We start from the raw sequence: 11617 nt of genomic DNA, 5'->3' as shown, positions 1-11617 counted from the left end.
ATTGGTCCTTCATGTCAGTGCATCACCCAGCCGCCGTCGACATTGACCGTCTGTCCGGTGATGAAGCCCGACTCCTCGGAGGCGAAGAACATCAGCGCGTTGGCGATATCGTGCGGATGGCCGCGCCGCTTGACCGCCTGATGGTCGAGGACGAACCTGGTGTAGCCCTTAGGGTCGGGGTGAATCTTCTCGGCATCGGTCGGAAAGGCGCCCGGAGCGATCGCATTGACGGTGATACCGTACTGGCCGAACTCGCGCGCCCACGCCCGCGTCAGGCCGATCAGCGCGCCCTTCGACTGGACATAGGGTGAAAGGTTCGCCCAGCCGCCATAGGCTGTGACGGAGGCGATGTTGATGATGCGGCCCCAGCCCTTTTCCCGCATGCCGGGCAGCGCCGCCTGCACGCACACAATGGCGGCATCGACATTGACACGCTGGACCGCCTGGTGCTCCTCGATAGTATATTGCTCGAAAGGCTTCGAGGGATAGATGGCGGCGTTGTTGATGACGACGTCCAAGCCGCCGAGCTCCCTTGCCTTCTCATCCAGTCGCCGGCGCAGGTCCGCGTGGTCGGCTAAATCCGCCTCGCACATGGTCAGGTCCTGCAAACCCTCGCTTTTTACCCTTCCAAGAAGCGCCTCGACCTTCTTGCGATCGTTATCGATGGCGACGACACGGGCGCCGGCACGCAGGAAATGAAGAGTTGTTTCGGCACCCAGACCGCCGGCCGCCCCCGTGTAGAGAATGGTCTTGTCGGCGACCGACATCACGCCTGCCTTCTCTTTCTTTGTCTGAAGATTCATGAACGCCCTCCAATGGGCAGATGCCGTCCGGAGGGTTCGGGGTACTCCTCAGCCGGTTGCACCGCGAGCGACGTGATACGCTTCTCGGATGCCGCGATCTGGTCGCCACTGGTGAGAATTCGGAATGTCGTGTCGTAGGCACGCTCGTCGCCGTGCTCGAGCCAGATCAGTTCACCCCTCTCGCGGGCAGCGGCGTGACCCAGCACGTAGTTGGTCGACGGTTCGATGCCGAGTGCATACTGCCCGGCCTGAAGGTTCTGCCACTCATACATGCATGGAAACTGCTCCTTGCGGGTGACGACCTCGAAGCCGATGCCGAGTGCATCGTTGACGACCGCGACGGGCACTTCGCCTTCATCGGATGCCGCCAGTTCGTGCTGCCACACCTGCTCGTGAAAATTCCGCTGCGGTCCGGCCAGAGTGCGGTAGCCGACATTCTGCTTGCAATAGTCTTCGCCTGCGTGCGCGGCCCACACCACGTCCTTGATCGGCGCGAGATAGCGGGCGCCTTCGGCCACCACGGGATGGCCGACATTGATGTGGTAGCAGTACATGTGCGGTGTTCGGTAGAAGCCGCGATTGACCACCCTGTCGGAAAGCTTGATCTCGTCGGTGCCAACCTTCGCCTCGATGCGGCGGACGAGTTGCAGATCCTCGCCGAAAACCGTGCCCTGGCTGACCACGCCTTCGCACCAAAGGAAACATTCGTCACCTTCCCAGCGCTCGCCATAGCCCGTCAATCGGGCCGGGATCGTACCGACCCGGCCGTGGATGGAATGGCTGACTGTCTTGCGGGGACCGTAGACGTAGTGGTCGGCCGGCTCGTCATACATGAAAAGGATGTGGTCGAGGCCGCAGGTGACCATGAGGCCGGAGAAGGAGCGCAGCCAGGCCAGTCCCCCCTCGCCCTCATATTCGTGCAGGCCGGGATGGCGGAAGCCTGCGGGCGAATGCCACCCGATCGCCATACCGCGATATTCGCAGTCGGCGATGTCGAGCGCGCGGTCGACGAGCACCGTGAACCGCAGGCCCGTGCCTGTGCGGAATTCCAGCATGCGGATGCCGCGCTCCAGCCCGTCGCCCAGCGTCATCAGCCGGACGCCGGCGAATTGAGACAAAGAACCCGCCCTGGCTGCGATGTCGCGGCGCGACCTCGCCTCCCCGTATAGTTGGACCATAGTCGATCTTCCTCTTGTCTGCCCGGTAGCGGCCGACCCTTTCGTCTGCTTTATCCCTCGCCCTGCGAGCGGCGCGGCGGCGCCAACACCGCCACGCCGCCGGATCAGAACCCGTTCGCCCTCAACTTTCCGTCGATGAACTTCTTGGCGCGCGGCACATCCGCCTCGTCCAGATGCTCGATAATCATCGGAATGTTCGGGTGCTTCCTGGCAAGCCGCTGGAAATATAGGTCGTAGTTGAGTTCGCCCAGACCCGGCGCCGGCAGTTCGATCTCGCCTACGCCGCGGAAAGTATGGCTCTCCAGCGCCTCCTCGTCGCCGATGTCGGCATGCTTTTCGGACTTGTCGTCGCCCGAGCGCTTCACATCCTTCGCATGGCCGATCCTGATCTTGTCCGACAGCGTGTCGAAGACCTGAGTGAGGATTGCGTCCATCTGGTCGATGTTGTGCGTCTCGAAATAGTTGGTCGGGTCCATGAGAAGGCCGAGGCCGGGATGATCCACCTGGGCGAACATCCTGACCGTCTCCTCCACCGAGCCGACGACATTATTGACGTAGGTCTCGAGCAGGAACATCGCGCCATGGTCATAGGCGTGCTGGGCGAGGTCAGCGATGACCTTGCGGCATTCCTCGAAGCCTTCTTCCGTCTTGTTCTTGGGATGGTGCACCCAATCGCTCTCGGTGTTGAAGGTGCCCGTCTCGGATATGACGTAGGGGCTGCCGAGATACTGTGCGTGGCGGATGATCTCTTTCAGGTAGCCGACGCGCCGCTCGCGCTCCGCCTTGTCGGGGTGGATGATGTTCGTGTAGCCCGAAATACAGGAGATCGGCAGGTTGTGATCACGGAAGGTCTCGCGGATCTTGATGCACTTGTCCTTGGTGATCTGCCCGGCCGACAGGTCCATATCCTTGAAATGCATGTCGAGCTGGACCGTGTTGAAGTCGAGGGCGCGGATCTTCTTAGCCGTCTCCTCCAGCGTGTAGGGAAAGTATCCCGTGAAAATGCCTACCTGCATCATGGTGCGTGTCCTCCCTTGGAAGCTAGTTGGTGGGAATTTCCGAAAGCCTGACTGCGCGGCCCTCGGCGATTGATTTGTAGCCGGCCTCGACAAGCGCCATCGTCTTGACGTTGTCGGCCACCGAAAGCGCCGGCGGCTCGCCGGATTTGACTGCGTATTGGAGCTGTTCCATCACGCCGACGAAGGCGTGGGGAAACCACATCGTCTCCCATTTCGGCTCAACCCAACTGCCGCCCGTCGTCCTGGTCGACGCATAGCCAAGGGTCGACGGCGCGCCTGTCGGCCAGCCGATGGTGCCGCGCGCCACGCCGGCCGTGCCTTCCACGCGCCAGCGAATATGCTGGTCGTCCTCGTAGCCTTCCTCGCGCGGCCCCGACCAGACGTCCTCCAGCGAAAGCGCCATCACGCCGGAGGGGAACTTCAGCGTGGAGACCGTGATCCCGTCGGAGTGATCGAACTTGGTGCGCGGATCCTTGCGGGTGAGAGTGGTGATCTCATCGGGGTCGCCGAACAGGAAACGCAGCGCGTCCAGGTGATGAACGCTCATGTTGGAGAGCGTCAGCCGGTCGTAGTCCTCAAGGAAGGTCTGCCAGTGCGGAATCGCGTGCATGTCGATCTGCGCAAAGATGAGCTCGCCGAGTTCGCGGTTGTCGAGAATCTGCTTGAGCACGCGTATCGACTGGTCGTAGCGCATGTTCTGGTTGACAGAGAGGATCTTGCCCGCCGCCTTCGCCTCGTCGCGAAGCTTGATCGCCTCATCCAGCGACAACGCCAGTGGCTTTTGCGCCAGGATCGCCTTGATGTGCGGCTGCGTGAGCGCGTGGCGGATGAGGGCGGGCTGCTGGTCCGGCGGAAAAGCGAGATCGATGATCTCGACGGACGGATCTTCGATCAGCGCCTCCGGTGTGTCGTGTACCGATGGAATGCCGTAGCGCTCCGCCACCTTCTGTGCATTCGCCCTGGTGCGCGATGCGATCGCCCCCACCTTGAAGTCCGCTTCCTGATAGGCTGCCAGATGGCATTCGGCCATGATCATGCCGGCGCCGATGCAGCCGATGGTGAAATCGCGGCAGCGCACCTCTACATCCGGCTTGAAACTTTGGGCTTGTGCCATGTCCTCCTCCGATTCCGTCTTCAGCGGGCAAGCGTCTCGCCCGACGTTCCAAAAAAGTGCATCTGCTCGGGGCTGCAGGTCAGCGCGACAAGCGAATCCGCCGCAATCTGCGGTTGGCCCCGCATCAGCGCCTTCAGCATCTGCCCGCCTGCTTCCAGCGTCACGACCGTATGGCCGCCGAGCGGCTCGACCTCGAAGACCGTCACTGGCTGGCCCTCTCCCCGGTCGGTCCACGGCGCGACCTTCAGGTTCTCTGGCCGGATGCCCAGATTGGACGTCTCCTCCGGGACAACCCCGGCGGGCAGGCGGATGGCGCCGCCCGCCGCCTCAAACGAATTGCGGCTTGCATCGAGAAGCGCCGGCACGATGTTCATCATCGGCGAGCCCAGGAGCCGGGCGACATATTCGTTGGCCGGGCCGTCGTAGATTTCGACCGGGGTGCCCACCTGGCTGACCGCGCCCTCCTCCAGGATCGCCATCCTGTCGGCGATCGACATCGCCTCCTCCTGGTCGTGCGTTACATAGATCAGCGTCTTGCCGAGCTCGCGCTGGATGCGCTTGAGCTCGACGCGCGTCTCTTCACGCAGCCGCGCGTCGAGTGCGGAGATAGGATCGTCCATCAAATAGGCGGCGGGATCGCGCACCAGGGCGCGCGCGATGGCCACGCGCTGACGCTCACCGCCGGAAAGCTGTGCCGGCGGCTTGTGCAGGATGTGTCCGATATGAAGCTTCTCTGCCACCTCCGCCACGCGAGCCACGATCTGTGCTTCCGGTTGCTTGCGCTCCACGAGCGGGAAACGCACGTTGTCGCGCGCCGTCATGTGCGGAAACAGCGCCAGCTTCTGGAACACCATCGCCACGTTTCGGGCGGCCGGTGAAACGCCGTTCACCGGCTGCCCGCCAATGAGGATCTCGCCTTCATCCGGCGTCTCCAGACCAAGGATGAGACGTAGGATCGTCGATTTTCCGGAGAGCGGCGGCCCGAAGAAGCAGAAGAACTCGTTGTTCTCGATGGTGAAGGAAGTGTTCCTGACTGCAATCGTCTCGCCGTAGCGCTTGGTGACGTTGCGAAAGGTGATATCGGCCATGGCTCAAGCGCTCCCGATTGCCTGGCCGCTCGCAGCGTCGAAGAGCCGGACGGTTTCTTCGTTGGCGCTGATCACTGCGGTCTCGCCGGCCGAAAGGCCGACATCATTGTCGAAAACCGCCTTTGCCGTTTCTTCGCCCTCGCCCAGGTGCACGATGGTGCGCGCGCCGATGCGCTCCACGAAAGTGACCGGCATCGCCAGCCCCCTTCCCTCTCGCGCAATGGATATCTCCTCCGGGCGGAAGCAATAAAAAACTTCCTCCGCACCAGCCGTTCGCGCGGCAGCTGCCAGCGCGTCGGGCAGCGGCGGTGTCGCACCAAGCTGCCCTAGGTCGACCACTGGCCCGCGGTCGCTGTCGGCCAGGCGGCCTTTGAGCAGGTTCATGCCGGGCGAGCCGATGAACCGGGCAACGAAGACGTTGGCAGGATTGTTGTAGACCTCGAGCGGAGTGCCCACCTGCTGCAGCACGCCGTGGTCCATCACCGCGATGCGGTCGGCCATGGTCATCGCCTCGAGCTGGTCGTGCGTGACATAGACCATCGTCTGGCGGAAGGCGTGCTGAAGGTGCCTCAATTCGGTGCGCATGACGGCGCGGAAGGCCGCATCGACATTCGACAGCGGTTCATCGAGCAGGAATATCGCCGGTTCGATGATGGCCGAACGGCCGATCGCAAGACGCTGGAGAATGTTGACCGAAAGCTTCGCCGACGGCCTGTCGAGAAGCGACGTGAGTTGTAGGAGTTCGGCGACGGCGCCGACGCGCTTGTCGATCTCCGCCCGCGGCATGCCGCGCATCTTGAGCCCGTAGGCGAGGTTCTGCCGCACGGTCATGTGCGTGAAGATGGCGTAGTTCTGGAATACGAAGCCGACGCCGCGCTGTCCCATCGGTACGCTGGCCATGTCGCGGTCGTCGAACAGGATGCGCCCCTGCGTCGGCGCTTCCATGCCGGCAATCATGTTCATAGTCGTCGACTTGCCGCAGCCGGACGGTCCCAGCAGCGCCATGAACTCGCCGTCCCTGATTTCCAGGTCCATAGCCCTCAGCGCGGTGAAATCGCCAAATCTCTTGACCAGGCCTTCGAGGTGGATCGCCGTCATCGCCTCATGCCTCCCGCCGCTGCGCGGACATATACTTGATGGCGACGCCTGCCACGACGGAGAGAACGATGAGGATCGTCAGGCCGATCGCGGCGACATAACCCCACACCAGTTCCTGCGTCGTCACCTTGTAGATGAAGATCGAGATGGTTTCGGTCGCCACGCCCGGGCCGCCGCCCGTCATGATGTAGAAGGTGTCGAAGACCTTGAAATTCTCGATCACGCGGATGGCAAGTGCGATGACGATGATGGTCTTCATGCGCGGCAGGACGATGGTCACGAAGCGCTGCCACCAGGATGCGCCAAGCAGCGTGGCGGCCTTGAGCTGGTCTTCGGGCACGCCCAGCAGGCCCGCCAGAAGGATCAAGAACATCAGCGGCGTCCACTGCCAGATGTCGGAAGCGATGACCGCGAAGAGCGCCAGGTCCGGGTCCGACAGCCAGGCGATCTGGACCGGGGAACCGATAATCGCGGAAAGGATGTCGTTTACCGGCCCGCCCGATTGGAAGAGCATGAAGAACATGTAGCCGGCGACGGCGGGCACCACCATCATGGGCATCAAGAGTACGGAGTAGAAGAAACGGCGGCCGACGAAGTTGCCGGTGAAGAGGATCGCCAGGCCGAAGCCGAGCAAGAACTCGGCGGGTACGCAGATCGCCATGACGATGATCGTGCGCCCCAACGCCCCCCAGAAGCGGTTGTCGGTTGCAAGATCGGAATAGTTGGCAAAGCCGTTCCACAGCTCCCAGGCGCGCCACCAGCCGATGCCGTCGAGCGGTGACCAATCGGTGAGGCTGATATAAGCCTGCATGAGAAGCGGAAAGGCGGCGATGAAGAGCACCAGCATCTGAGCCGGAACGGTAAGCGCGAAACCGAGGCGGCGGCTTTCCTCATCCTGCCGGCCTCCCCCGCCTGCGGCATCGACGACAACCATCTCGGCCTCCTCCTTCGTGCTGACGGATAGGCTCATTGCTTCAGAGCCCCGAAGGTAAGCCCGCGCACAAGATGGCGCTGGATGGCGATCCCGAGGATTACCGGTGGCACGGCCGCGATTAGCCCGAGGGCGGCCTTGGCGCCGTAGAGCTGGCCCGTCATGGAGGAGGAGAGCGAAGCCATGTAGACCGGGATCGTCACCCACTCGCGCGTCGTCAACAGAAGGGCGATCAGATAGTCGGACCAGTTGAGAATGAACACGAAGAGCGCGGAGCTTGCCAGCGGCGCCCGCATCATCGGCAGCGTGACCCGCATGAAGACGCGAAAGCGCGAACAGCCTTCGACCAGTGCGGCCTCCTCGATTTCGTAGGGCATGTCGTCGAAGAACGTCTTCATGAGCCAGAAGGCGAAGGGCAGCGTGACGATTCCATAGACCAGCGCCAGCCCCCACCAGGTGTCCGTCAGACCCAGGAAGGCCCACATGATCATGACCGGGATCATGACCGCCAGCGGCGGGAAAAGACGAAGCTGCGTCAGCGCCAGCGGCAGGCTCTGACCGGCGCCGAAGCGCGACAGGCCGTAGGCAGCCGACGTGCCGCTGATCATTGCGATGAGCGTCCCGAAGACGGCGGAAAGCAGTGAGGCCAGGATTGGCTTGCCCGCAGTGCGGTCGAGCGCCACGATGAGCTCGCTGCTGGATTCACCAAAAATGAAGCGGAAATTGTCGAGCGTCGGCTCGTTGGGCCACCACGTCAGATCCGCACCGGAGGCCGACCATTCAGGGATCGGCTTGAAGGCCATGGACGTCATCCACAGCGTGGGGATGAGCGTGACGGACAGCGCCAGCAGGATTACAGTGTAGCGAAAGATTTCAAAGGCGGGCGAACGTGTCATCGTCAAACGCTAATGCAACTCTTGTTGAGAGGCGGGAGGAGCATGACGCCCCTCCCGCAAGGCGGGCCCGTTGAGCCTTGGGAAACTCACGTGCCGACGGGATCGAGCACGGTCGGCCAGGCTTCCTTGTTGGTCTTGATCGCCTCGAGCAGCTTCTCCTCGCCCACGCGGCGGGCGATCCGCTGCCATTGCCGCTCGGTGTCGGCCATGGCCTGTTCCGGCGTCTTCGACTTCGTCAGCGCGGCCATGAGATTCTCGTCGAGCGCGTTGTGGAAGGCGGTAGCGCCCGGATAGTTAATCGTGGGAACCGTGCGCTGCACCGTCTGGCGCACCACGTCCATGTGGTAGGCGTGGTATGTCTGGCGCACCAGCGGGTCGGAGAAATCCGACAGCCGGAACGGATCGAAATAGCCGCCGGGATTGGCCGTCATCCATGCGTAGATCCGGCTTGAACCAAGCCACTGCAGGAACAGATAGCAGGCCTCCGGATGCGCGCTCTGGGAAGAGACGGAGGCGGAAAGATTGAGCCAGAGCACCGAACGACGCACGAGGTTCCCGTCGATCGCGCGTCCCGGCGGCAGCATCGAACCGACCTTGCCCGTGACCTCGGAGCCCTGATTGCTGGGATTGTCGAGGAACTTGGGCAGGTTGGAGAAGGCGCATGTCATGGCGGCACCGCCGGAGGCGAAATTGCCGTACTGCTCCGGCCAACCCCAGGAGATCGCGTCCGGCGAATGGTGGGTCAGCGAAGCGACATACTCTTCCGTTGCCTTCATGCCGGCCTCGGAATTGATAAGGGCGGCACCGGCATCGTCGAAAAGGTACTGGTTGGGCGCCCCCATGGAGACGAAGCGCTGATACCAGTTGGTATAGCCCCAGCCCTGGTTGCGCAGATCCGTGGAGCCGAACAGGCCCTGATCTGGGCGATGAAAGAAGGCGGCCACCTCGTCGAACTCCTGCCACGTCGTCGGCAGGGTCAGCTCACGGCCGTGCCTGTCAGCAAAAGCCTTCTTCTCGGTATCGTCTTCGAAAAGATCGGTACGGTAGACCCAGGTCTGGAAATCGCCGTCGAGGGACACGCCGTAAGTCGAGCCGCGATACTGGTTGAGCAGCGACACACCCTTCTTGCCATTGACATAGCCGCGCTCGGGGTCGTCCCATTCCGGCCCGTGCTTCTCAACGAAGTCGTCGAGATTGACGATGCCACCTGTCTCGGCCAGGTCGCCCAGACGGTTCCACTCCACCGCATAGATGTCGAAGGCCCCGCCGTTGGTGGAGATGTCCTGCATCGTCTTGGTGAATTCCTGGCCGTTGGGCACGCCGACGACTTCAAGCGGAATGCCGGTCTCCCTCTCCCATAACTCCTTGATCGAGGGCGCGCCTTCGGGGAAGGGCTGGGTAAGCTGGCCGATCGAACCGTCAGACAGGCCGAGAACGATCCTGGCAGGCGCGCTGCCCGCACCCTTCATCTCCTTGACGGCCTCGATGGCCCTGCCCTCCGGCGTGTCGGGCCCATATTGATAGCGCTCGGCACCCTCGAAGCCCGTGGGTCCGCCGATCATGCCCGGCGCCAATGCGTCGGCTGCCAGGGCACGACCCGGACGAATGAAGTGCGGCGCAATTCCTCCCGCGGCGACCACCGCCGCCGCCTGGCCCGCAGACGCCAAGAGGCGCCGCCGCGACATGCGGATATGTTCTGCCATTGGAAACTCCTCCCCTGCAAAGCCACACCTCATCTGCGACTTTGGCATGATCGATATTGACGGCAAATATCATCAGAGTCAACATCATTTTAACTCATAAAATATCATTTATCGTCATGTGGTGATAAAGCGGGCCACTTTGCAGCGGAGGCATCTAGTTCATGCAAGAATTTGAGGCGATCTGCCGATCGAATTCGACGATAGGCGTGAAGATTCCGACGTTGCCCTTGAACGCGCGGACCAGATTGCCTCATTTAACATCAAAGCTTCCTGCCGCCCCGAATCGGAGGCTCACCATCGGCAGCGGAGCGTAGAAAGGAATTGCAGAACATGCGTTCAACGCTGCAGGACATAGCCCGAGAGGCAGGCGTCTCCAGCGCCACGGTCGATCGCGTCCTCAACAACCGGGCGGGCGTGAGAAACCGCACCAAGGAGATCGTCTTGGAGACGGCGCGGCGTCTTGGCTACATTGCCGATTCCGCAGTGACGTTTCCGGCGGGCGCCCAGGTCAGGCTCGCCTTTGTCCTGCCCGCCGGCACTAATACCTATATCAAAAACCTCCACCATCAGATCGAGGCGCAGGGGGCGACCCGGCCGGACCTTGACGTGCACGTTGAGACGATCGAGGGCTTCAATCCAGACAGCCTAGCTCGTGCACTAAACGATCTGCACGGGCGGGCGGAAGGCGTCGGGGTCATTGCGCTCGACCACCCGACCGTACGCGAGGCCATACGAGGCCTCTCCGGTGCCGGCATCAAAGTGGTAACTCTGGCTTCCGACATTCTACACGTCCCGCGTGTAACCTATATCGGTATCGACAACCGCGCGGCGGGTCGCCTGGCGGGGTATCTGCTTGGCCGCTTCCTCGGCGCGTCCGGTGGGCGGAAAGTCGCGCTATTTGCTGGCTCTTTGTCCTATCGCGGCCATGAGGAACGCGAGATGGGCTTCCGCCACATCTTGGCGGAGGAATTTCCAAATCTTGAGGTGGTCGAGCTACGGGAGATGAAGGACGACCGAGAAAAGGCCTTCCTTGAGGCGGCCAATCTGCTCGAGCGGCACGCCGACCTTGCCGGGATCTACAACATAGGCGCCGGAAACCAGGGAATTGCACGAGCACTGAAAGACCGATCTCTCCAAGGGAGCGTCGTCTTTGTGGGGCACGAACTGACGGAACAAAACAAGGCCCTGTTGCTCAATGGCACGCTGGACGCGGTAATCGACCAGAACCCGCGTGTAGAAGCCCGCGAGGCGCTGAACATTTTAAGCAACAGTATAAGAGGCCTTCCGGGAGAGCAGCACCTGCCCCGCCTTCAGGTGATATTCCGCGAGAACATCCCCGAGGTCTAGTCACTCGCGTGAGGCCAATCGGCGCTCATGGCCCAAAGCGAACCTTGCCGTTGGCTTCTTCATGCGGCAGGTGCGGAACCCGCGAACAGTCTATGCCGAGGACCGTGGCTCGACCATTGCGGATCCACTAGAATCTGCGCCGCCTGTTCGACGGACCACCTTATGGGCACTCTCTGATAGCTCATGCCGGCAGCCACTGGGAATCCAGGTCAGAGCGCATCTTCCTCGGCAAGATTTGTTAAGCGGGCCGCCGCCTCTTTTGGGGAAATTACGGTGGGGACCATCACGTCCAGACCGCGTGGGGAAAAGCTCATGAAAGCTTCCGTGCGTGGTGACTACACGGATCGACATAACTGCTGGTCATGCAAAGCGAATTGCCGCCCTGGCGCGGGCTTTGGCTGCCTCTTCCTCGCGGCTACGCGGATGCTGGGAGGTTTCAA

The 11617-nt window shown here is 62.2% G+C and carries 10 protein-coding genes; 1 reads left to right on the top strand and 9 read right to left on the bottom strand.

Going from position 1 to position 11617, the window contains the following annotated elements; genetic code table 11:
• Positions 1-14: 14 nt before the first annotated feature.
• The 9 genes from GM910_RS13950 to GM910_RS13910 all read right to left on the bottom strand — a co-directional run bounded on the left by GM910_RS13950 (position 15) and on the right by GM910_RS13910 (position 9830).
• Positions 15-803 carry an SDR family NAD(P)-dependent oxidoreductase gene (locus GM910_RS13950; RefSeq protein WP_159588185.1) on the bottom strand — a complete coding sequence of 263 codons (789 nt, stop codon included), beginning with the start codon at positions 801-803 and terminating at the stop codon, positions 15-17.
• A complete protein-coding gene (locus GM910_RS13945) occupies positions 800-1981 on the bottom strand; it encodes an aldose 1-epimerase family protein (protein WP_159588183.1) in 1182 nt (393 codons plus the stop codon). The genes GM910_RS13950 and GM910_RS13945 overlap by 4 nt, the downstream gene beginning before the upstream one ends.
• A 104-nt stretch (positions 1982-2085) precedes the next feature.
• On the bottom strand, positions 2086-3000 hold the full coding sequence (locus GM910_RS13940) for a sugar phosphate isomerase/epimerase family protein (protein WP_159588181.1): 915 nt from the start codon (positions 2998-3000) through the stop codon (positions 2086-2088).
• A 22-nt stretch (positions 3001-3022) separates the two neighbouring features.
• Entirely contained in the window at positions 3023-4114 is a 1092-nt protein-coding gene (locus GM910_RS13935) for a Gfo/Idh/MocA family protein (RefSeq protein ID WP_159588179.1), read from the bottom strand.
• Positions 4115-4134: 20 nt separating this feature from the next.
• Positions 4135-5202, bottom strand: coding sequence for an ABC transporter ATP-binding protein (locus tag GM910_RS13930; protein WP_159588177.1), 1068 nt, complete (start codon positions 5200-5202; stop codon positions 4135-4137).
• A gap of 3 nt (positions 5203-5205) precedes the next feature.
• The gene (locus GM910_RS13925) at positions 5206-6300 is read right to left on the bottom strand and encodes an ABC transporter ATP-binding protein (RefSeq protein ID WP_159588175.1); all 1095 of its coding nucleotides are present in this window, start codon (positions 6298-6300) and stop codon (positions 5206-5208) included.
• A gap of 4 nt (positions 6301-6304) precedes the next feature.
• On the bottom strand, positions 6305-7270 hold the full coding sequence (locus tag GM910_RS13920; RefSeq protein ID WP_159588173.1) for a carbohydrate ABC transporter permease: 966 nt from the start codon (positions 7268-7270) through the stop codon (positions 6305-6307).
• Positions 7267-8127: a carbohydrate ABC transporter permease gene (locus tag GM910_RS13915; protein ID WP_159588171.1), complete on the bottom strand. Its 861-nt coding sequence runs from the start codon at positions 8125-8127 to the stop codon at positions 7267-7269. The genes GM910_RS13920 and GM910_RS13915 overlap by 4 nt, the downstream gene beginning before the upstream one ends.
• Positions 8128-8213: 86 nt before the next feature.
• The gene (locus GM910_RS13910; protein ID WP_159588169.1) at positions 8214-9830 is read right to left on the bottom strand and encodes an extracellular solute-binding protein; all 1617 of its coding nucleotides are present in this window, start codon (positions 9828-9830) and stop codon (positions 8214-8216) included.
• Positions 9831-10160: 330 nt separating this feature from the next.
• Here GM910_RS13910 and GM910_RS13905 point away from each other — a divergent pair, with 330 nt between their 5' ends.
• Positions 10161-11177, top strand: a complete 1017-nt coding sequence (locus GM910_RS13905; RefSeq protein ID WP_159588167.1) for a LacI family DNA-binding transcriptional regulator — start codon at positions 10161-10163, stop codon at positions 11175-11177.
• The last annotated feature ends 440 nt before the right edge of the window (positions 11178-11617 follow it).

Source organism: Chelativorans xinjiangensis, assembly GCF_009812055.1.
GTDB classification, from domain to species: domain Bacteria; phylum Pseudomonadota; class Alphaproteobacteria; order Rhizobiales; family Rhizobiaceae; genus Chelativorans; species Chelativorans xinjiangense.
Note: the sequence above shows the minus strand (reverse complement) of the source record. Positions and strands in the feature narration are given on the sequence as shown.

Coding starts and splice junctions, on each gene's coding strand:
- GM910_RS13930 (WP_159588177.1), bottom strand. CDS start 5,202: ATGGCCGATATCACCTTTCGCAACGTCACCAAGCGCTACGGCGAGACG.
- GM910_RS13905 (WP_159588167.1), top strand. CDS start 10,161: ATGCGTTCAACGCTGCAGGACATAGCCCGAGAGGCAGGCGTCTCCAGC.
- GM910_RS13940 (WP_159588181.1), bottom strand. CDS start 3,000: ATGATGCAGGTAGGCATTTTCACGGGATACTTTCCCTACACGCTGGAG.
- GM910_RS13925 (WP_159588175.1), bottom strand. CDS start 6,300: ATGACGGCGATCCACCTCGAAGGCCTGGTCAAGAGATTTGGCGATTTC.
- GM910_RS13935 (WP_159588179.1), bottom strand. CDS start 4,114: ATGGCACAAGCCCAAAGTTTCAAGCCGGATGTAGAGGTGCGCTGCCGC.
- GM910_RS13920 (WP_159588173.1), bottom strand. CDS start 7,270: ATGAGCCTATCCGTCAGCACGAAGGAGGAGGCCGAGATGGTTGTCGTC.
- GM910_RS13910 (WP_159588169.1), bottom strand. CDS start 9,830: ATGGCAGAACATATCCGCATGTCGCGGCGGCGCCTCTTGGCGTCTGCG.
- GM910_RS13950 (WP_159588185.1), bottom strand. CDS start 803: ATGAATCTTCAGACAAAGAAAGAGAAGGCAGGCGTGATGTCGGTCGCC.
- GM910_RS13915 (WP_159588171.1), bottom strand. CDS start 8,127: ATGACACGTTCGCCCGCCTTTGAAATCTTTCGCTACACTGTAATCCTG.
- GM910_RS13945 (WP_159588183.1), bottom strand. CDS start 1,981: ATGGTCCAACTATACGGGGAGGCGAGGTCGCGCCGCGACATCGCAGCC.